The organism is Azospirillum aestuarii (assembly GCF_016632405.1).
In the GTDB taxonomy this organism is placed as follows: Bacteria; Pseudomonadota; Alphaproteobacteria; order Azospirillales; family Azospirillaceae; genus Azospirillum; species Azospirillum aestuarii.
This window is the reverse complement of record NZ_JAEPIV010000029.1, coordinates 16,481-35,617: the sequence shown is the minus strand read 5'-3', so window position 1 is coordinate 35,617 and position 19,137 is coordinate 16,481. Positions and strand designations below refer to the sequence as shown.

The 19,137-nt window shown below is 66.3% G+C and carries 21 protein-coding genes; 5 read left to right on the top strand and 16 right to left on the bottom strand.

What is annotated here, in order from left to right; all coding sequences use genetic code 11:
• Positions 1-915: 915 nt before the first annotated feature.
• Positions 916-1,251, bottom strand: coding sequence for a helix-turn-helix domain-containing protein (locus JJL56_RS28075; protein ID WP_200487106.1), 336 nt, complete (start codon positions 1,249-1,251; stop codon positions 916-918).
• Between the two features lie 78 nt (positions 1,252-1,329).
• Between JJL56_RS28075 and JJL56_RS28070 the strand changes: the two genes are divergently transcribed.
• From JJL56_RS28070 to JJL56_RS28055, 4 genes are all read left to right on the top strand, one after another.
• Positions 1,330-1,572, top strand: coding sequence for a hypothetical protein (locus JJL56_RS28070; RefSeq protein WP_200487105.1), 243 nt, complete (start codon positions 1,330-1,332; stop codon positions 1,570-1,572).
• A gap of 242 nt (positions 1,573-1,814) precedes the next feature.
• Positions 1,815-2,057: a type II toxin-antitoxin system prevent-host-death family antitoxin gene (locus JJL56_RS28065; protein WP_200487104.1), complete on the top strand. Its 243-nt coding sequence runs from the start codon at positions 1,815-1,817 to the stop codon at positions 2,055-2,057.
• Positions 2,054-2,431, top strand: a complete 378-nt coding sequence (locus tag JJL56_RS28060) for a PIN domain-containing protein (RefSeq protein ID WP_200487103.1) — start codon at positions 2,054-2,056, stop codon at positions 2,429-2,431. Before JJL56_RS28065 ends, JJL56_RS28060 begins: the two co-directional genes overlap by 4 nt.
• Positions 2,432-2,577: 146 nt before the next feature.
• A complete protein-coding gene (locus tag JJL56_RS28055) occupies positions 2,578-3,741 on the top strand; it encodes a glycosyltransferase family 61 protein (protein WP_200487102.1) in 1,164 nt (387 codons plus the stop codon).
• A gap of 184 nt (positions 3,742-3,925) precedes the next feature.
• Here the strand turns inward: JJL56_RS28055 and JJL56_RS28050 are convergent, their stop codons facing one another.
• The 15 genes from JJL56_RS28050 to JJL56_RS27980 form a co-directional block, all read right to left on the bottom strand.
• Positions 3,926-4,600, bottom strand: coding sequence for a hypothetical protein (locus tag JJL56_RS28050; RefSeq protein WP_200487101.1), 675 nt, complete (start codon positions 4,598-4,600; stop codon positions 3,926-3,928).
• Positions 4,601-4,693: 93 nt separating this feature from the next.
• A complete protein-coding gene (pilV, locus tag JJL56_RS28045; RefSeq protein ID WP_200487100.1) occupies positions 4,694-5,674 on the bottom strand; it encodes a shufflon system plasmid conjugative transfer pilus tip adhesin PilV in 981 nt (326 codons plus the stop codon).
• Positions 5,675-5,692: 18 nt separating this feature from the next.
• Positions 5,693-6,157: a type IV pilus biogenesis protein PilM gene (locus tag JJL56_RS28040; RefSeq protein WP_200487099.1), complete on the bottom strand. Its 465-nt coding sequence runs from the start codon at positions 6,155-6,157 to the stop codon at positions 5,693-5,695.
• The gene (locus JJL56_RS28035) at positions 6,157-7,083 is read right to left on the bottom strand and encodes a hypothetical protein (protein ID WP_200487098.1); all 927 of its coding nucleotides are present in this window, start codon (positions 7,081-7,083) and stop codon (positions 6,157-6,159) included. Before JJL56_RS28035 ends, JJL56_RS28040 begins: the two co-directional genes overlap by 1 nt.
• Positions 7,083-7,604, bottom strand: a complete 522-nt coding sequence (locus JJL56_RS28030; RefSeq protein WP_200487097.1) for a type 4 pilus major pilin — start codon at positions 7,602-7,604, stop codon at positions 7,083-7,085. Before JJL56_RS28030 ends, JJL56_RS28035 begins: the two co-directional genes overlap by 1 nt.
• A 48-nt stretch (positions 7,605-7,652) precedes the next feature.
• A complete protein-coding gene (locus tag JJL56_RS28025; protein ID WP_200487096.1) occupies positions 7,653-8,828 on the bottom strand; it encodes a type II secretion system F family protein in 1,176 nt (391 codons plus the stop codon).
• Positions 8,825-10,555: an ATPase, T2SS/T4P/T4SS family gene (locus JJL56_RS28020; RefSeq protein ID WP_200487095.1), complete on the bottom strand. Its 1,731-nt coding sequence runs from the start codon at positions 10,553-10,555 to the stop codon at positions 8,825-8,827. The genes JJL56_RS28025 and JJL56_RS28020 overlap by 4 nt, the downstream gene beginning before the upstream one ends.
• Positions 10,555-11,253 carry a hypothetical protein gene (locus JJL56_RS28015; RefSeq protein ID WP_200487094.1) on the bottom strand — a complete coding sequence of 233 codons (699 nt, stop codon included), beginning with the start codon at positions 11,251-11,253 and terminating at the stop codon, positions 10,555-10,557. Before JJL56_RS28015 ends, JJL56_RS28020 begins: the two co-directional genes overlap by 1 nt.
• Positions 11,240-12,532: a type 4b pilus protein PilO2 gene (gene pilO2 / locus JJL56_RS28010; RefSeq protein WP_200487093.1), complete on the bottom strand. Its 1,293-nt coding sequence runs from the start codon at positions 12,530-12,532 to the stop codon at positions 11,240-11,242. The genes JJL56_RS28015 and pilO2 overlap by 14 nt, the downstream gene beginning before the upstream one ends.
• Complete coding sequence (locus JJL56_RS28005) at positions 12,529-14,286, bottom strand: secretin N-terminal domain-containing protein (RefSeq protein WP_200487092.1); 1,758 nt, start codon at positions 14,284-14,286, stop codon at positions 12,529-12,531. Before JJL56_RS28005 ends, pilO2 begins: the two co-directional genes overlap by 4 nt.
• A 1-nt stretch (position 14,287) precedes the next feature.
• Positions 14,288-15,325: a TcpQ domain-containing protein gene (locus JJL56_RS33980; protein ID WP_200487091.1), complete on the bottom strand. Its 1,038-nt coding sequence runs from the start codon at positions 15,323-15,325 to the stop codon at positions 14,288-14,290.
• A 110-nt stretch (positions 15,326-15,435) separates the two neighbouring features.
• Positions 15,436-15,954 (bottom strand): hypothetical protein, encoded by a 519-nt coding sequence (locus tag JJL56_RS27995; RefSeq protein ID WP_200487090.1) that lies wholly within the window; start codon positions 15,952-15,954, stop codon positions 15,436-15,438.
• A 492-nt stretch (positions 15,955-16,446) separates the two neighbouring features.
• Positions 16,447-17,361, bottom strand: coding sequence for a recombinase family protein (locus JJL56_RS27990; RefSeq protein WP_200487089.1), 915 nt, complete (start codon positions 17,359-17,361; stop codon positions 16,447-16,449).
• Positions 17,362-17,407: 46 nt separating this feature from the next.
• Positions 17,408-17,734, bottom strand: coding sequence for a helix-turn-helix domain-containing protein (locus JJL56_RS27985; RefSeq protein ID WP_200487088.1), 327 nt, complete (start codon positions 17,732-17,734; stop codon positions 17,408-17,410).
• Complete coding sequence (locus JJL56_RS27980; protein WP_200487087.1) at positions 17,727-17,987, bottom strand: type II toxin-antitoxin system RelE family toxin; 261 nt, start codon at positions 17,985-17,987, stop codon at positions 17,727-17,729. Before JJL56_RS27980 ends, JJL56_RS27985 begins: the two co-directional genes overlap by 8 nt.
• 802 nt (positions 17,988-18,789) lie before the next feature.
• Between JJL56_RS27980 and JJL56_RS27975 the strand changes: the two genes are divergently transcribed.
• Positions 18,790-19,044: a DUF4167 domain-containing protein gene (locus JJL56_RS27975; protein WP_200487086.1), complete on the top strand. Its 255-nt coding sequence runs from the start codon at positions 18,790-18,792 to the stop codon at positions 19,042-19,044.
• Positions 19,045-19,137 lie beyond the last annotated feature (93 nt).

Below are 19,137 nucleotides of genomic sequence, written 5' to 3'. Positions count from 1 at the left end.
CGCCGAGGCCAGTGGGTTCCTCCGGAAACCCTTGCCCCTCGCTGACCGGATGAGACAGCGCCGCTCGATGCAGTCCACCAAATCGCGGAGGGGAACGCCTTCGCGATCCGCAATATCCTTCATGGATATCTGAAAATATGGTTCCACAGACGATAAAACAGGCTCGGCTGGCTTGGTCGACTGAACGTTTCTTTGTAGATAATGCATAGTATTTTCCTCTTCATACCTGCTCACCGTCTTCTGCGATCCAGGACCAAGACCATCAGTGCAGAAGAAAGGTTAAATCACCCTTTCATATTCTCACATTCGAGAACTCTCCTGCATTCACTCTCAACAAAAATTATCACTCTCTGAGTCGTCCATCCAATTCCTCGCGCTGCACCATCGATATCGTCCCAGTATATCCGCTCAAGACAGATCGTGGTCCTTCCCCGAACCAACCTCACCTGCCGGGATATCTTCATGAAATCTTGATGAGACACCACATGAAAGCTCCACCCTTTGCTCGCTTGGTCCGCTTGCACCCCTAAGCCAGTTGTGGTTGAGGTGTATCGCTCCGGTGAACGCCGCGGAGCGGCCAGTGATGAGGAACGGAAACGGATTCCGTGCTCGGAATGCTCATGCGTCACGGGCCCCTGGTCGTTCCGGCGCGCAGCCGGACACGACAGGAAATGCGAGTTTGCGGCTTTTTGACTGCTTCCTGGACATAACGTGAACCTCTCAGAGGGTATTCTGCTGAGAACACTGTTCGCGAATATGATCACGCTGCGTGAACTTTCACAAGCGGTAGTTCACAGAACGTGAACAAGCCACTCGCGAACAATGCGTCATCATTCCAAGAGAAGCGCTCATGGATTGTGGTGCCGAGGCTTGACCTTGGCAGGAGGGCCGGCGCCGGATCTTGGGGTAAGGTGCTTAGGCTGGTGGCGTAGCCAGATGCTGCAGAATCTTCAGCCCCAAATCCATGGGCAGATGCGACGTGACTCCGCGGTAAATCCAGTCGAGGGATACGCCTTTTCGATCTGCAAGAATCAACATAGGGTTTAAGTCAGGGCGGCGGTTGCCGTGTTCATACTGCGACCATGCCTGCTTGGTGATCCCAAGCATGTCGCAAATTTCAGCTACGCTCATGCCAAGGGCATCACGCGTCGCCTTGAGGCGACGCCCAATTTCCTGGCGGCTTTGAGGAGGGTGCAGCGGTTCGTATAACACAGACGCAATCTGCCGTACCCAATCGGTGGTGTCAGTCAACGCTCTGATCCACTTGACGCGGTCAACTTGTTGTGAACTTAATCTCCGTGGACTTGAGAGCCGCTACATGTTGGGACGATGACCGACAAGACTGAAAAAGCGGATGGGATGAGCGACCCGGACGGTCGCCAGCTCGTGAAGGAGTTGGGAACCGGCAAGGTGGCCAAAGCTCTTCGGCGGCCGCAAGCGAATGTCAGCAACTGGCTGAAGCGGGGCGTTCCGAGGGCTGATCGGCCACTGGTTGCTCAACTTGCAGAGCGGCATGGCAGAGAAATCCCCCAAGGCTTTTTGCCAAAGCTGCCAGAGGCGGGGTTCGAGTAACATACAAGCAAGTAATCCGATTAATCGAAGGTAGTGTTAGGTAAAAACCATCTGCGACAGTTGGTACGTCGCCGATGATTTCAGGCGCATCCCTCCATCATAATCATGATGACGCTCGCCCTTAATGCCACCGGCTCCGTTCTGTTGCTCCAACATCGGCATGGCCGCAAAAGGGTTGGCCAAAGTTGACCAATTGATCATTGAATGGTAACATTGGTCAGAACAGACCAAAGGGTGACGCGGTGGAACCGATCAACCTCTACGACGCCAAGACCAACCTCTCGCAGCTTGTGGACAGGGCTGCCGCCGGCGAGGAGATCGTCATCGCCAAGTCGGGCCGGCCGATGGCCCGCTTGGTGCCGCTGCGCCGGCGCACCTCGCCACGACCGCTCGGCCTGGCGCGCGGTCAGGCTGCCTTGGAGGAAAACTTCGATGCGCCGCTCCCCGACGAGATGGCGCACGTTTTCCGGGGCGAAGCGCCGTGAAGCTGCTGATCGACACTCACATCCTGGTGTGGATGGCCGGCGAACCCGAACGCCTGTCGCCGGCAGCGGCGGCGGCCGTGGTGGACCCGGACAACGGGGTTTTCGTGAGCGCGGTCAGCGTGTGGGAGATCTCCATCAAGCGTGCTCTCGGGCGGCTGACCTTTCCCCTGGAACGGCTCGACGCCCTGCTCGCCGAGATGGGTGTCGAAGTGCTGGGCCTGACGGCTGCGCACGCCATCGCCGCCGGGGAACTCCCGCGCCATCATGATGACCCCTTCGACCAGGCACTGGTGGCGCAGGCGCGGATCGAGGGGATGACACTCGTATCGGCTGACCGGAACATCGCCAGATACGGTGTCCCAGTGATCCCGTAAGCAGAGGGGGCGGGTGGATTGCCGACGAGATGATGCAAAAACGGGCTCGGGGTAAAGCGTTGCCCCGCGACGAGATATCGGGGCAGAGCGGCACCGCATATCTGTAATGTACGCTTTAATTTCGCAATCTAATGAAGAATATGGGAATGCATATTCCAACTCACCTTTCTCTATCCGAAATAGAAGCGAGGGCTTTTTCTAACAAGAAAGGATTCCCTGCTGTAGAGTCATATGACTTGCTGCCGGCATGCAACATCTCGGTAGCGCCGTTAACCTTCGGTGACACAGATTTCTCGAAGCGTCGCATATTTGAACGGCCTTTCTCAGGCGCATGTCATGAGACAGAGTACCGCTCTGCCCCCGTACGCCTCTATAGAATCCGTGACGCTGTCGTTCATTCTTCGTCTGGTATCGTCATGGTGAAGCTATGCGAACCCGGTTCCAGCCAAACACGCCTGTGTCTGCTGGACGAAACCATCCAATACATTGATCTCGCCGAGCACGGCATTAATATAAACGAGAAGGCAGGCGAATTTACCGTTTCCAGTAATAAGCGTAGTCGCCTTCAACAAAGCGCCATCCATCTTCTGGCGCCCGGCGGAGCATACAATTACTACCATTGGAACATCGACGTGGTGTCACGCCTTTCTGTGCTACCAGACGATCATTTTAATGAATTATTCCTTGTTCCGCCACTGAACCTCCAATACCAATGGGATCTTTTGCATGGCATTGCAAAGAACAGGGCAATTCTGTTACAGGCTATTGATGGAGCCGAGACGGTAGAGGTTGATGAATTGATCCTTATCCCTAATATCGGGGATTTTGGTCGCTCGCCGCGTTCCGAGCAACTCCGTGTGTTCCAAAGCGTCGCTCGCGACATTCCAACCTTTGACCCGCACCGCCGAGTGTATATTACGCGACAGAATGCGAGCCATCGTAGGCTTGTGAATGAGCAAGATATCATCAACCTCCTGAGCAAAGCCGGCTACGCGATTATCGAGTGCGAGAAGCTATCTCTTTACGAGCAGATTCGTCTCTTTTCTGAAGCCTCCCACATCGTTGCTCCACACGGCGCTGGATTAACAAACCTTGTTTACGGTAACAGTCATGTGGCGTTGTGCGAACTGCAAATGGATTTGAACCTAAATTGGCTGTTCCGTCGTCTCGGCTCATTGAATAATCTGCGCTACGGCTGTGTTGTCGGCGAAAATGAAGGCTCTTGGGAGCCGTTGAGCCCTCACAACAAGTCGTGGCGTATTCCGATGAAACGGTTGGAAGATACACTTGCAGATGGAGGATTTATTTGAAATTGAGGGCAGCGACGAGTTGACTCCCATCCTCGGCACCGGCGCTACCGAATTAGCCGAGGATGGGAGCCTTGAGGTGGAAATCAGCATCCATTATCACGACGAGATCCAATCAAAGACTCATCGCTAGCAGATTTTTCAGCATAACAATAATGCTGATTCCAATTACTTTAGTTATATTTTTCTAACATGGGTTGTAGTATGTGCAGAACTGCGATCCAAGCAATTTCTGGCCATCACGCCAGAGAAAGCCCGCATTATCCGCGTTGGCGGAGTGTTCCGACCCCATCGTCACCAGTTGATTTGAAGCCACATACTGGCCAACGAGCGGCCCCCCGAAACCAGCCCATTGCTGCTTAAGCCTTTCCGAGTTTTCGGAATAACCAACTCGGAGATTGGAAGCCCAGTCGTAGCCGCCGGTGTAATTGTTGTACAACTGATTGGCTTGGCCAGCCGTTCCGGCCGTACCGGCAGTGTCGGAGTAACCGCTGCTGTCCGCGCGCGTGACGCTGACGTTGTTGACCCATTGCCAAGTGTTGGTCCGGGCATCCCAGATTTGAGACGCATAGTCGGCAGAACCGCTGCTTTGCGATCGTGCAGCGTTCGCCACCGTCCCGGTCACCTGACTTCCATCGATGGTCGCACCGGAAGCCAAGCCGTTCGCTTGGTTTGCTTCCAAGGATGTCCTGGCGTTCTGAACCACGCCGGTGATGCGCGAGCCGTCGATCGTCGCGTTGCTGTCCAGCAGCAGAGCACGGGCGGAGACGTCGGACGTGTCCGCCCGTGCCGCGCTGGAGGCGCGCAGAGGCGCCGAACCGACGGGTGGCGGGCGGATGGACGTGCTGTCCGGCCCCGCCATGGCAGGGGCACTCGATACGGACCCGAGGAGAGCGGCGGCGAGAAGAGCGGCGGTCGATCGTTTCATCATTGTCTCCCTTTCTCAGTGGAATGGTCAGGTCTGCTGGCATTTGCGCACGACCATGGCGAGGCCGTGCGGTCCGCTGCCGGCCGACTCCGTGCCGGTGCCGGCTGCGTTGGTGGTCCAGATCGGCACATGGACGATCCAGGTCGAACTGTCGGCCGGGTTGTCCTCGGCCCAGGGCTGCACGCCGACCAGGGGATGGCCGGTCCCGTTCCCGGAAAAGACGCCGCTGGCCATCCAGAGCCTCGGAACCCCATGGACGCAGGCCGGCTTTGGCAGGACCGCGCCGTCCTGGACGAGATCGATCTCGGAGAGCGCGGTCGACAGCCACTGGCCGTTGGACAGCCGGATGTCCATGACGTCCTCGATGGTGTTGCCGCCCATGTACTGGTTCGTCCGCATGGTGTTCGGCTCGGTGCCGAACTCGGGCATGGGAAGGCGCGACATGTAGGGCGACAGGACGGCCCCATCGTCGAAGAAGACGACGCTGACCAGGGAGCCGGGCGCGATGGCGCATCCGGCCACGCCGCCGAAGGCCGACGACGGCACCGTCCAGCCGCCAACGGCGCCGCGGATCGTCGCCGGGTCCGTGCTCGACACCAGTCCGGCGTGCTTGCCGGCCAGCGGCGCCAGACGGAACAGGACATCCTCGGGCATGGCCGCGCCGCAGGTCGCCACGGCGGCCTGAAGCTGATTTCCCGAGAGCCGGCGGACGAGCACGCGGTGGGTCTGACCGAAGTAGTTTCCGTCGGTGAAGGCCGGATCGAGCTTCCCGGTGGCCTGGAGCATCGCCGGCGTGATCTGGGCGACGGTTCCGCCGGCGGTGGCCGACAGCACCGCCCCGTAGTAGGTCCGGATGTATTCGACGGCGGAATCGGTCACCAGCGACGCCATGGACGCGGCGGAGTTCTCGAACGGCTGGTCGACGGCCCGGCGCAAGGCCGGCGCGGCCCCGATGAAGGCGGCGATGCTCAGCAGCGTGACGACGACAAAGGCGAACAGGTCCTTCATTCCAACGCCTCCATGCCGTCAGGGCGACGCAAGGGTGATGACGACGGGGGTGACGACGACGGGCGCGCCGTCGGGCACGGCGCAGGGAAGGGTCGCGCGGCTCTCGCTCCCGGCCAGCACCCGGCCGGAGCCGGAGACGCCGGCCGCCGGCCAGCCCTGAAGCCGCGCCCTCATCGCCCGCCCGACCTCGGCGGCCGGAGCTCCCGCCGTTTCGGTCGCCCAGGTCGCCACGCGCATCGCCGCCACGCAGGACGCGACCCCGTCGAAGCGTCTCCCGTTCGTCGGGCTCAGGGGCACAGCGCCGGTCGCCGAGGGATTCGCCGTCACCCAGCGCTCGGCGGCGCGGTGGGCGCTCAGAGTGGTCTCGGCGACCGCCGCGGCGCGCCCGCGGTCGGCGATCCGGTCGGACGGCCGCGGATCGGTGGCGACCTTGAGGGCGACGAGAGTCGCCGTCGTGACCGCGAACACGATGGCCCAGTTCATCAGGCGGCCCTCAACGGTCGGATCAGATTGCCGAGCTGGCCCAGGTTGCCCGCCCGGATGTGGCTGCGGCCGGTGTCGCCGTGCCCCTGCCCCAGCACCAGATGCTCGGTGACGACGAGGCGGCTGCGCCGGACGCCGCTCTCGACCCGGACGTGGAAGGCGGCGGCCAGTCCCGAGGCGAGCTGCTCGTAGGCGCGGGAGTCCACGCGCGCGGCCGCCGCGGAAAAGGCGATCAGCCCGGGGATGAGGCCCGCGCCATGGGCCGTCGACAGGCACACCGGGCCGGACAACGACGCCTGGACCACCGCGAGAATGGCCGGATCGAGACGGGGTTCGCCGAAATAGAAGTAGCGGGCGCGGCTGCGGCGGGCGGCGACGACGGCGTCCCCGTACTGTTCGGCGGCGATGTTCACCGAGATGCAGCATCCGCTGCCGACCGGTCCGTCCAGATCATGCTCGGGCGGATCGGCCCAGGCGAAGGCGATGCCTCCGTGGCGGACCAGCCACCGCTTGAGGAGGGTCGCGGCCAGGGTGCTCTTGCCGGCGTTCATGTCGCCGAGGACGAGCACGAGTCCGCGCCTTGCGGGGCCGCCCAGCTCCTCCAGCATGCGACAGACTGCCTCGGGGAGCCCGAGGTCCTCGAGGCGGTCGGTGACCGAGGGCGTGCGGACCAGGACGAGGGCCGCCCCCTGCGCCGTGTCGTACCGCTCGACGCGCCAGAGGCCGACGCGGTCGTCGGCGACCCGTCCGCCGCCCGGTCCGGGGCAGACCCGCATCGCCTCGCGCACGAGCGCATCGAGCAGAGCCCCGCCGTCCTCGACCGGCGCGCAGGCGCCGCCGCTCATGGTGGCGTGCGCGCTGCGGATCGCCCCGGCGGCGTCGACCAGGACATGCAGATGGGCCAGTCCGGGCAGAGCGAGATCCATCAGCCGCCCACGAAGCGGATGGCGTTGTTGCCGTTGGAGCAGACGTTGGCCGCCGTGTTCGGGCTGATCGGGAAAGCGTTGACCGTCGCGGCGCCGAGGCCGGACACGGAGGTGGCGACGCCGGCACCGGTGTAGCCCGAGCCGGGAGGGAAGCCGGTCAGCGTCGCGATGCAGCCGTCCTGCGGGATGGTGTCGGCGTCCCAGTGGAAGTTGCGGCCCGCTCCGGAAATCGCGTAGGTCCCGCCGAACGGGTTGCCGAGCGCGCTCGATGAGGCGTCCATGGCCTCGTCCGGCAGGACGCGCCAGGCGATGACGTTGGCGGCGGTGTAGGCGCCGGTCCCGAAGCGCGCGATGCCCATGTTGGCGAAGCGGGCCACGAGCGTGCTGCGGCCGGTGGTGAGCTGCTCGATCATGGTGTTGGCCCGTGAACCGGCGGCCAGCGATGCGTAGATCTTCGGGCCGAAGAAGGCGCCCGCCACCGAGAGGATGACCACGATGATGAACGCTAACAGGTCTTTCATGACGCTCTGCCTTCTTGTTTGACGTGACTCGTGACGGTGCGGCCGCAGCTACAGGGGGCCGAGGCCCGGAACCGCGCTCTTGTAGAGGTCCCAGCTCGCCCAAAGCAGCCAGCCGACCAGGCAGCCGATGAGACTCGCGCCGGCGTAGGTCGCGATGCCGGCGGCGGCCAGCATGCGGTCGGACAGATCCTGCTGCTGGTCTGCCGCCAGGGCCGCCAAGCCGTCCTGGGGCCGGTTGCCGCTCATGTAGACGCGCATGGCGCGGATCGTCCGGTCGTCCGGCCAGCCGAAGCCGGTCCGCGCCAGAGCGGCGCCGAGGCGCGCGTCGTCCTGCACCAGAAGCGCGTCGAGCCGCTCGGCGACGTAGGGCGAGGCGTTGACGCGCAGCAGCTGCAGAGCCTCCGGGATCTTCCGTTCGGCGCCGATCAGGAGGGCCATCGCCTCCAGCCACGACGCGCCCGTCCATTGCCGGTGCAGCGCCCATGGCAATGCCGGGATGCGGTCGAGGACGATGCGCACGCGTCCGGTCAGGTTGTCGAGCGACCACCAGACCGCGGCGATGAACAGGACGGCCCCGCCGCAGGTGGGCAGCCCCCAGTCCCGGATGAAGTCGGCCGCCTCCTTCAGGGACGCGGCTTCGCCGCGCAGCTGCATGTTGGGCAACGCCTTGAAGAGGTCCGGGAGCAGCGATACGCTGGCCGCGTAGAGGGCGCCGGCGATCACCAGCAGCATGAAGGCGACCGGCAGCAGCGCGTTGCGGATCTTCGTCCGCGCCTCATTGAGCCGCCGGATCGACAGGGCGAGCTTGCGCAGGGCGTCGCCGGTCATGCCCGCCTCGCCGATGGCGCCGATCATCTGGGCCTCGCGGCTCGGCACCATCTCGGCCAGCACCTCGTACCAGTCGTGGCCCGACTGGCGCATGGCGTGCAGCCAGTACGGGATGAGGATGCCCAGCGCCGACAGCTTCGTGGCGCCGATCCTGACCAGGTCGCCATCCTCCTCGCCGCCGGTTTCGATGGCGTAGAGCGTGGCGAGCGCCTCGGGCAGGCGGACCTCGCGGTCCAGGTAGACCGCCACCTCCCGGTAGAGATCGGCGCGGGCCTGGGCGCCGAAGCGGAACACGGCGTAGCGGAGGAGCCACGGCCGGTCCTTCGTCAGGCCGCCCAGCCGGGTCAGCTCCTCCAGCGCGTCCCCGTAGGCCCCGTCCTCATAGGTCATGCTCATGCCGCGATCCTCGCGCTGCCGGTCGTCACCGCGTCACGCGCCCGCAGGTCGAAGCCGATCTGCTCGGCGGACCCGCCGAACTCCGCGCATTCGTCGGCACCGATGACGCCTTCGAGAAGCAGGCCGTGGGCGACGAGCCGCATGCTCGTCCCGCCTCCGGCGATCCAGCGCCGGCGCGCCTCGTCCATGTCGTCGCGCAGAACCGTCATCAGTTCGGGCGTGGGCCGCACGCATTCGGCAACGAGCTGGCGGCGCACGAGCCCCGGCATCGGCACCCGCAGATCGGGATGGCAGCATTCGGGGCAGGGCTCCTTGCCGACGACTCCCAAACCCCGCACCAGGATGTTCTCGACGGGTATGCCCACCGCGCGGTAGCCGTCGAGCAGGGCGGCGCGGCGCTCGTCGCGCCGGGCGACGTCGGTCAGCCGTTCCGCACAGGTCCGGCACAGGCAAGGAATCAGCCGCTGGCCGGTCCAGCCGGCGTGACGGTGGGCCGCGTAGGCGGTCTCCCGCGCAATGCCGAGTTCGACGTATCGCGACGGGATCTCCAGCACCTGGTCGCAATGGAGCGTGGTGGCCACCAGCTTGCCGAAATTGGCGGTCTCGTAGGCTTTCTGCGCCTGCCAGGGCGTGCGGCACTCGCCGAGGCGCACCGCGTGGGGCGCCACGCGCAGGGCCGTTTCGAAGGCGACGTCGAGCGGATCGCGCCCGTCGGGCGCCCGCGACGGAACGGGAAAGTGAAGGATGCGGGGATCGAGCCCTTCGGGCGGGTCGTCGCAGGAGACGATGGTGAGCCGGTTGTTCCGGCTGTCGCTGAGGTCGCAGAGCCAGAAATGCAGGGTGGTGGATTTCCCATGCTCGGTCGGCGCGCAGATCGTCTTCAGCCCGCTCGCCCGTTGCTGCATGGTGTAGAGGTGGCGAAGCACATGCCCGGGGAGGCCCAGCGACGTCAGGGTCTGCCCGACACCCGGAATGACCGCGTAGCACAGGCGGATGTTGAGATGCCGCCCGTCGCCGAGCGGCGCGAACTGCATGCGCAGCGCCAGGACGTTGGCGGGAAGCAGCCGGCGGTTGGTCACCGACGACTTCTGGGCCTCGGCCGGCTTCTCGCAGGAATCGCTGTGGTCGGCGAGATAGAAGGCCGTGGTCATCAGCGCCTCGGCCTCGCGGGCGTGCAGCTCGTCGATCACGTCGGTCAGATAGCCGTGCACCTGGAAGCGCACTTCGGCGCGGTCACCCCGCCAGGTCATCTGGATGTCGCTGGCGCCCGCCGCCGCCGCCTGCTCGATGTGGTGCAGAAGCCTCTGGCGGGCGCCGGTCGCGTCGGGCAGGCGTTGAGTCGCGGATTCCCCGTAGGCCTGGAACAGACGCGGAAGGTCGACCGCTTCGGGAGGGCGGACCGGCACGTTGAGGCGCTCGTGCGCCTGCTTCTGGGTTTCGAGAATGCGCGCCGAGTGCAGGTGCGGACGGTGCACCAGGAAGGTGCCGTCGGAGTACAGAGCGCAGGCTTGGCGGACGTCGTCGGGGACGTCGAGGCCGCCGCCGGGTATGGTCAGAAGCCGCGGGCCGCGCTCGTCGCCATGCCGGGTTCCGGCCACGGCGGCGGCGGGCGATGCGATGGGCCCTTCGTGGAGCCGGACGATTCCGTCGGCGCCATCCACCGCGGGCGAGCGGGAGCCGCGGGCCGGAAAGCGGAAAAGGCGATGACCGAGATCCCTGAGCGTCATCAGCGCACCCACGGAAGCTGGACGCGGCGGCCGGCGGGGTCGAGGACCTCGACCTTGCGGCCGGCCGCATCGATGGCGACCACACGAGATCCGTCGGGCAGAACGGACGGGGTGCGGGACAGCGACGCGCCGTCCACCGTGATCGTGCGTCCTCCGCCGACCACCAGGGTCGCGCGGGCCTTGCCTTCGACGACGGCGATGCGGATCACACCGGCGGGTGGGCCGTCGGTCTGGGCCGCGGCGGCCTGCTGGCCGCTCCCGGCCTGCCCGGCACCGGCCCGCTGCACGCAGAGGTCGGGTGGGCCGAAGCCGGTGGTGCACAGATCCGCCTTGGCTTTGGCAAGCCGGTGAAGCTGCTGGATCATGGTCCGGTCGCGCTCGATGCGGGCGAGCTCCCGCGAGAGTTCCGGGTCCGGATCGCCCTGGTCCTGGCGCAGCGCCAGGGACGGTGGCGACGCCATGTCCGACAGCTCTGTCGGCGGCCCCATGACGAAGCCGGGCGCCCCCCCAACCGTCGCTCCGTCGGGAGCGACCGGAAGTGCGGCTGCCGGCAGAGCTGGCGCCGGCGCCGCCACCGCGGCGGAGGACGTCCGGAAATGGCGCGACGGGTCTCCGTCCAGAAACCCCGCGGCCGGAACGCCGATGGCGACCGCGGCCATGGCGGCCCACAGCCAGGTCTTGCCTTTACTCGTCGACATGGAGCACCCCCTGAATGGTCCACTGCCCGCTCGACGGGGTGTAGACCGCGCTGGTCATCTCGCCGGCCAGGAGCGGATGAAGAACCGAAAGCAGGTACGACGACGTCACCGCGGCGCTGACCGTCCATTTCAGGCGCACCGCGGTCGCCGGTCCGGCCGAAGCGGGCTGCGCGGATGCCGCGCCGGGGAGCGGCGCGGCGATGCCGTCGAGGCTCGCCGTGCCGCCGACCCGCTCCAGGGCGTCGCGCAGGTAAGCCGCGTAGTCCGCCCGCGCGCCGAGACGCGTGCCGGCCGGCCAGCTCGAGGGTGGCGGGGCGGCGTAAGGGCGCTGGACGGCCGCGGTTCCGGCCATGGCATCGATGGCGGCATCCGGCACCGCGGCGCGGAGAAGCCAGACCGGCCCTTCCATGCGCAGGCCGATCGTGGCGAGGCCCGGATCGCACCGGTACTCGGACACCGGCCAGCCCGGCAGGAGCCGCAGCCGGCCGTCGCGGACGTAGGCATCGAGGCAGGCGCCGAAGCCCGCCGCGGCCGGTGTCCAGCTCAGGGACACCGAAGGCGTGGACGGCTGGGTCGCCAACCGAGGCAGCGAGACGACGGTTGGTGTCCGGACGGTCGCCCACCAGAGTGCACCGCCGGCGGCGAGCAACGCGGCCAGCCCGGCCGCGGCGGGCAGCCGGCCGATTCCGGATTCGACGGACTGGAGCTGCCCCGCCTTGCTCAGCGCCCGGGCCTGCTGGAGCAGACGCTCCAGCGGCACCGGCTTGGCTTCGGCCAGTCCCCACTCCACAGGCACGTAAAGGTGCCGCCAGCTCGTCGAGGCGGTGACGGTCTCGACGTGATCGCGCGCCGCGGTCTCGTCGCCGAAGACACGATCACCGTCGGGCAGGATGCCGGACGGTCCGACCACGATGACGATGAAACGGGCATCGGGCAGGCGCCAGGCACCGACCCAGGTGCCGTGAATCGAGTCGGCCAGCACGGCCGCCAGGCTCCAGGCGCTCCGCGCCGCGGCACCCGGTGGAAGGGAAACCGTCGGGACGCCGTACTGCCGGGCGCGCTCGCGCAGCACCATGCGCTTGGCTCCCGCTCGCCGCGCGCCGGCCGTCGCGGCGCTTTTCAGCCGCACGGCCATGTCGAGGTGCGAGCGCCAGGCGAGGCCGGCGATGTACAACCGGCCGTCGATTTCGATCACGCAGGCCGGAGCGGGATCGGCCCTCCGGCCGGACCCGGCCGCATCGGCGTCGGCAACCACCGGCAGCAGGGCGTCGGCCGTCATGGACGCAGGCCCTCGGGCATGTCCGGCAACGCCCATTTGCCGGTCCCGTCGTCGGCGCGCAGGCCGTCGGCAAGCTCCACCGGCGTGATCAGGACGATCACCTGACGGCGTTCGACGCCGCCGGAAATGCCGCCGCCGAGTAGCAGGTTGTAGGGGTTGCCGGTGCCACGGGCGTCGCTGGTGGTGCGGTTCGACGCGAAGGAGCTCACGACGAGCGTGGCGCCCGACGGCAGGGCGATCTCGTTGCTCGCCTCCGACGCCGAGCCGCGCTCCAGCTGCACCGTGACGCCGCCCGTCTCGAAGGGTTCGAAGATGCTGGGATCGCTCAGCGAGATCCCGTACTGCAGCAGGATCTTGCCGTCCTCCTGGATGCGCGGCAGGAAGGTCGCGATGAAGCCGGTTTCGCGCGTGACGGTCCGGATGTCCGTCTCGGCTCCGCCGCCGGAGGTGACCGCCGATCCGGCCGAGCGGACGTAGTCGTTGCGCAGGACCACGCGCTTGGTCGCCAGCCGGTTGTTCGAGGTGGTGACCGACTCGCCGGAGTCGACGACGGCCCTCTGCGTCCCGGTGAGAGCCTGAACGGCGAGGGAGGAGCCGCGGAAGTTGCTGCCGGCGCTGTCGATGATGCCGATCGTGGCGGACCCGGTGCCCGTCGCCAGCCCCGACGGCGGCCCCGTGAACCGCAGGTTCAGGTCGGCCTGGCGGAACAGAAGGTTGAGGTCGAGACCGTAGGCGTCGCTGTCCTCGAGGCGGACCGACAGCACCTGGACGGTGATGGCGACGGTCCGCGACAGCCGCCGGTTCGTTTCGGCGATGAAGCGGGAGACCGAGCGCATGGCGCCCGGGGTCGCCGTCACCGTCACCGTGCCGGTGGACGGCGAGGTGGCGATCCGGGAGTCGGTGCCGGCGACGGTGGAGAGCGTCTCGCGAAGCTCATCCCAGAACTTGAGCTGCACCGAGCTGGTCGCCTCCTGCGAGAGGCCGGTGCTGGCGCTGCTGCCCGTGTCGCCGCCGGCTTGCCGGTTCTCGCCGCCACCGCCACCTCCGGAGCCGCCGCTCGACACGGTGTAGGTGTTGGTGGTCGGCAGCGCGGCGATCTGGAAGCTGCGCGTGACGTAACGGAACAGCTCGACGGCACCGCCCCGGTATTCCCATTCCATGCCGAAGCGGCCGGCCAGCGTGCTCAGAGCCCGCGAAAAGGGCCCCGCCGGAAAGTCGAAGACCATGGTCGGCTGACCGGAGCGCAGCGACGCTCCGGCCCCGGCGGCCGGTGCGGCTGCGACGCCCCCCATCCCCGGCAGCAGATTGGCGTTTGAGTTGGCGATCAGGGCGGCGATCTCCGCGTTCGGCCCCGGATTCCCCGACGGCGTGCCGGCCGCCCCCGGAGCCGGCGTCAGAGCGGCGTCGCGGATCCGGACCGGCACGCCGGTCTCCGCGGTGAAGGCGGCGGCCAGCTCGTGGACCGTCATCCCGACCTGGCTGGAGAAGCCGAAGCCGGTGGGGCCTTCCAGACGCGCGGGCAGGGGATCGCCGTGGACGGACGGGGTGAAGATGCTCCCGCCATAGGCGCCCCGGCTTTCGCGCAGGGGGTCCGCGGCGGCCGCCCGGGCCGGCCGTTGGGCCACCGCGGTCAGAGCCGCCGCGTCCTGGGCCTGGGCGGTGGCGGTGCGCTTGGCGTCCAGCGCCGTGCATCCGCCGAGCGCCGCCGCGGCGGCGAGGAGGCACCCGCCGAGGCGGGCAGCGTGAAAAGGCATGTCAGCCACCGGTGTCGTCGGTTGCGGGGGAGATGACGAGGGTGCGGTTGTCCGGGAAGGCCTCCCCGACCGGGCGGACCGGCGCCCGCTGGAAGGCGCGCAAAGCCGCGCGAACGGCGTCGCGCATTTCCTCGTCGGTGAACCGCGCGTCGACCTCCCATTCGTAGAAGCCGTGGATCTTCCACACGAGGCTCCAGCAGGCCTTGGCCGCCCAGCGGCGCAAGGTCGTCTCGAGATGCTCTCCCTGGCGTGCCCACCAGTCGCGGTCGTCGGACGGCACGCAGTCGGCCGGGGGCGTGAGGGGGATGGGGGCCGCGGCGGCCATCGCGGCGGGCGGTGCCAGCCGGACTTTCTTGTCGAGCGCCGCCACCTGCATCGACAGCTGGTCGACGCGCGAGCCGATGGCGTTGGCCGCAGCGAGCACGCTGTCGACCTGGGTCGCCTGGGCGGGGGTGCCGATCCGGCGGTCGAGGCCGTCGGCGGTCTCCGCGATGCGGTCGAGGTCGGGGCGCGTGTCGGGGATGGCGGCCAACTGGCCGGAGACGCCGGCGAGGGCCTCCTCGACCCCCGCGACGGACAGGCCGAGACCGGCCATGGACGCCGACAGGGTTCCACCGACCCGCCGAACATCGCTGCCCACGGCGTCGACGGCGGCGCCGACCTCCGCGACCTCGGCGCTGGTGGAGGACCAGCGGTCGTAAGTGAAGGCCGCCGCGGCGACTCCGAAACAAGGGATGGCGATCAGCGCCGCCGCTGCGGCGAAGCGGCGGCGGCGGCGCGTCGCCGTTGCCGTCTCGCGCTGCTGCGCCCGGGAGCGCCGTTTGCGTTCGGCGTCGAGACGGCGGCGCCGGTCCACGGGATGTTCACCGACAAACAGGACCGGATCGGCCGCCGGCGAAGCGGCCCGGCGGGCGACCGCCGATCCGATGGGGCGGATCGGCGCCGCCGGGGGGGCCTCGATGATCTCCAGCGGTTCTACGTCGATGACGAGAGGACGCCCGGGCTCCGTCACCTCCACACCGCGCTTCTTCGCGTCCACGAACGCCTCGCACTAAAGTGGTATCGAGGCTCAGTGTGCCGAGGCGGTGGAGCGGGGTTCGAGCACCCGCAAACGGATTTTCCGCTTTTTTTTAAATCTTGTGGTCGCCGTCAGCGGGCGGCGACCGTGTCCGCCTCACCGAAGGCCATGCGGCCGAGCAGATGCTCGCGCATGCGCGGCGCCCGCCAGCGTTTGGCCGCCGCGTCGGCGATCTCCACCGCGGTGAGAACGCCACCGTCGACGATCTGGGCGAGGAACGCCTCGCGGAGAGCCGGCGCATCGCCGCCGGCGAGATCGCAGATCGCCGCGAAATCCTCACGATCGGCGGGCGTCGTGCCGATGATCCACACGAGGGCTTTGGCCTGGAGATCGGCCCTGCCCCACTCCAACCCTCTGCCCTTGTTGCGCGCCTGGTTCCGGGGGATTCGGCCGAACGCGTCCTGAACGGCGAGGTCGAGGATGCGCATGGCGAGATGGATCGTGCTGTCGAGGGACGGCGTGGCGCCGCCATCCTCCCGGGCACGGTCGAGGGCCGGCGAGGCGACCGTGTTCTTCGCTGCTCCGGCCATCGGGCCGATGGCGGCGGTGGTCGCCCCGTCACACGGGGAATGCTGGGCGGCGAGGGTCATGTCGGCGGGCCTTCGCGACGGTCGAACGGTTGGAATGGACCCGTCCGACTCAGGAGGAGACGTCCAGGCTTGCCCTCTCAGGCTGCGCAAATTATCGGGCAAACTGTGTCGGAAGAGAACCGTGGCGACGGACGCGTGTCAGGCTTCAGAGGTTAAGGATTGGTTTTGTGGTTGTGGAAGCCTGAGGCTTCTGCAAACAAAGCGAGTCGCCGCAAGGGGGGGCGCGACGTCGCAACGTGCCCGGCTACCCGCCGATAGACCGGATTTTTCTAGAGTTTCGAAAGATTGTCAAAGGACCCGCGACATTATATGTCCCGTGTCATGACATGACATTTCCAAGCACAGAACTGCGACACTTTGCCGCACATCGCTTGGAGTGCTCACACATGAAGGGAAGCGAACGACCTCACTCTGCCGTCACAGTAGACTGCATATCATAGTATGTAGCGCATCCAAAGCGCTGTCTTTTCTCATTCATTGTTTCGCACTTATTCACGCGGAGGAACGACGGCCATCGTCAGAACCTCCGATCAAGCCTTGACGCTCGGCGCGGTCAAGCAACGCTTTGACCGAAGACGCCGACCAAGTCGTGCCACGGCGCGGCGTGCGGATGCGCAATTCCTCCAGGCGCGCGGCGATCGCGCGCAGGCTGATGGTCGGGTCTGCCCCCTTGATGCCGGCGATGACCAGCAGGAGGTCGTCCTTGGGCGGCTTGCGCGGTGCCGGCGCGATCAGGTCCGGCTCGGCCAAGCCTTCCGCGACAAGGCGGTGGACCGCGCGCGACAGCCGGTCGGCGGTCCAGGGCCGGTCGGGCGAGCCAAGCCGGCCGAGCGCCTTGGCCACCTTTTCCCAGGAGTTCCCTGGCCGAAGGGTCCGCACCTTGGGCAACCAAGCTTCCATCGTCGACAAGAGGTCGGCCACATACCGGCGGTCGCGGATGGCGGAGAGCGTTGCGATGGCGTCGGGATCGCGGCGCTTGAGCGCGGGATTGCCGCCGACCCGGCCGCGAGCCTTGGCCGCCCCCAGGCCGGCCTTGGTGCGCTCACGGATTAAGGCGCGTTCCAGCTCCGCCGCGGCGCCCAGCACCTGGAGGGCGAACTTGCCCTGCGGTGTGGAGGTGTCGATCGGGTCGCGCAGCGACTTGAAGTGGGCGCCGACCGCCTCCAGCCCCTCGATCACGTCGAGCAGGTGGGAGAGCGAACGGGCCAGCCGGTCGATGCGCGCTACGACCAGGATGTCCCCGCGCTTCACCTGAGCGACAGCCTTGGCGAGTTCCGGGCGTGCCCGGCTGGCGCCCGATGCCTTCTCCTCGAAGATTACCGAGCAGCCGGCCGCCTTCAGCTCGTCGAGCTGGCTGAAGGTCGCCTGGTCCTCGGTGGAGACGCGGGCGTATCCGATCAGGGCCATCGACGTGCTCGTCGGATCAGCCTGCCCGTGGGGCGTTTGGCCGCCATCAGAGGACCAGCCAGTCGACGGACGTGTCCAAGGCCTCGGCAAGCGCCTTGTAAGCCTCCACCGAACCGGGCTTTTTGCCCGCTTCGATCTCCGACAGGTAGCCTGCGCTCACACCCGCCTTTCCAGCGAGACCACGCAAGGACAATCCGCGAAACTCGCGCCATACCCGGACCGGGCTTTCTCCTTCCAGGATGCGTTTGGCCCACTCCAGGGGCATCGGCTGACCGCCATGCGCCTGCATGGCGGTGAGGATGTCCTCCAGGTCTTCGAGACGCGCGGTGAGAGCGTCGTACTCGGCACGGGGAATGGTGACGGTCTCAGTCATAAGCCTCTCTCCGATGGCGGACGCGATGCACCAGCATGACGGTCACGGTTCCGTCCGCGGCGACGGTGAACAGCACACGATAGTCGCCGACGCGCAGCCGGAACAGGTCGGAACCCTGCAGCGCTTTGACGTTGTTGGCCTGCGTCGTCGGGTCGGCGGCGTACTGCTCGATCTTCCCGAGAATGCGGGCGCGATCCGGCGGAGACAGCGCTTTGAGGTCCTTCACTGCCTTCGCCAGGATCTGAACCTGCATGATCAACTCCGCAACAACCCGCCGAATGTTCGCGTGTAGAGAACATTCCGTCAAGAGATGTGTTCTCTGTTGGCGTACGTTTGCGGGCGCTGTACAGAAAGGCCAGTTGTGAGAAAACGATCGTTTGGCCGCCTGTACAGCCGGTTTGAATAAACAGTAATGATGGACGCACAACACGGCTTCAGAACCTCCGTATCTTAGAATATGACATAGGAATGACGCCAATCAGCATCAGAATTATGCCGACAGTTCGCACCAATTACGACTGGCTCCCGCGCAAATTTCAGTCGACTAACCCTATTCTAAAATGCAACGGCATATTCAACGGTTCTCCACCACTTCGAAAGCCCGGTAATCTGCCGTATTCGCTGGAGCGGATCGGCTGAAACCTGATAGGTTGAGCGCGGCTTCAACCGGCGAAGGGGTGTCTTGGATGCCGCTGACGGAAAGGACCGCCCAGGGCGATTAGTATGTCCTTCCCGGCGCGGAACTCCGGACTGAGCCCGGCCTTCCCTACGCCGCCGAACCCGACGGTCAGCTCGCCCTGCATTTCTACGAACCTCCCCGTGCCGACGAGAGGGACCCCGGCAAACCGCCCCCTGTGCCGCGTCCGCTTCCCCACCCCACGCCGATCAACGACGGTCCGCTTGCCGGCCGCGTTGCTTTCTTTCCGCAGGTCATGAATGATGTGACCGACGCTCTCCGAGCTTTTTCCAGCGTGATGAAAGAACGCCAGGATTAAGCGTTCCGAAATCATCATTCGCTCCTGATCGTAGTCCACTGCCCCCGAGGAACAGCATTCATGCCTTTCGACAATCCGGCGGGCGACCGAGCCCGTCGGCAGCCACGGTTCGGCAAAGCAACCCAACGGAAAGCCGTGCAGGGAGCTCCCGCGCGAGCGCACCCAAAGGTCAACGGTTCCGCCCAGCAGAAGCACATCCAATGGCTCGCCCGTGCCGGCGACGCCGAGCGATCCGGTGATGCCGTTGAAGCCGAAACCTGCCGTCAGCACGCGGAGCACTGGTTCCGTGTGGCCAACGGCCGCAACGATCCCTGAGGATCCGTTGATCCACCCATATCAGTGTCCTCGTGACGTGGCAGCGCAAATCAATCCATTTGACCTCCGGTAAACTCCGCGCGGTTCAAGCTC

Coding starts and splice junctions, on each gene's coding strand:
- JJL56_RS28070 (WP_200487105.1), top strand. CDS start 1,330: ATGACCGACAAGACTGAAAAAGCGGATGGGATGAGCGACCCGGACGGT.
- JJL56_RS28055 (WP_200487102.1), top strand. CDS start 2,578: ATGCATATTCCAACTCACCTTTCTCTATCCGAAATAGAAGCGAGGGCT.
- JJL56_RS28050 (WP_200487101.1), bottom strand. CDS start 4,600: ATGGCGGGGCCGGACAGCACGTCCATCCGCCCGCCACCCGTCGGTTCG.
- pilV (WP_200487100.1), bottom strand. CDS start 5,674: ATGAAGGACCTGTTCGCCTTTGTCGTCGTCACGCTGCTGAGCATCGCC.
- JJL56_RS28040 (WP_200487099.1), bottom strand. CDS start 6,157: ATGAACTGGGCCATCGTGTTCGCGGTCACGACGGCGACTCTCGTCGCC.
- JJL56_RS28035 (WP_200487098.1), bottom strand. CDS start 7,083: ATGGATCTCGCTCTGCCCGGACTGGCCCATCTGCATGTCCTGGTCGAC.
- JJL56_RS28030 (WP_200487097.1), bottom strand. CDS start 7,604: ATGAAAGACCTGTTAGCGTTCATCATCGTGGTCATCCTCTCGGTGGCG.
- JJL56_RS28025 (WP_200487096.1), bottom strand. CDS start 8,828: ATGAGCATGACCTATGAGGACGGGGCCTACGGGGACGCGCTGGAGGAG.
- JJL56_RS28020 (WP_200487095.1), bottom strand. CDS start 10,555: ATGACGCTCAGGGATCTCGGTCATCGCCTTTTCCGCTTTCCGGCCCGC.
- JJL56_RS28015 (WP_200487094.1), bottom strand. CDS start 11,253: ATGTCGACGAGTAAAGGCAAGACCTGGCTGTGGGCCGCCATGGCCGCG.
- pilO2 (WP_200487093.1), bottom strand. CDS start 12,532: ATGACGGCCGACGCCCTGCTGCCGGTGGTTGCCGACGCCGATGCGGCC.
- JJL56_RS28005 (WP_200487092.1), bottom strand. CDS start 14,286: ATGCCTTTTCACGCTGCCCGCCTCGGCGGGTGCCTCCTCGCCGCCGCG.
- JJL56_RS27995 (WP_200487090.1), bottom strand. CDS start 15,954: ATGACCCTCGCCGCCCAGCATTCCCCGTGTGACGGGGCGACCACCGCC.
- JJL56_RS27990 (WP_200487089.1), bottom strand. CDS start 17,361: ATGGCCCTGATCGGATACGCCCGCGTCTCCACCGAGGACCAGGCGACC.
- JJL56_RS27985 (WP_200487088.1), bottom strand. CDS start 17,734: ATGACTGAGACCGTCACCATTCCCCGTGCCGAGTACGACGCTCTCACC.
- JJL56_RS27980 (WP_200487087.1), bottom strand. CDS start 17,987: ATGCAGGTTCAGATCCTGGCGAAGGCAGTGAAGGACCTCAAAGCGCTG.
- JJL56_RS27975 (WP_200487086.1), top strand. CDS start 18,790: ATGCCTTTCGACAATCCGGCGGGCGACCGAGCCCGTCGGCAGCCACGG.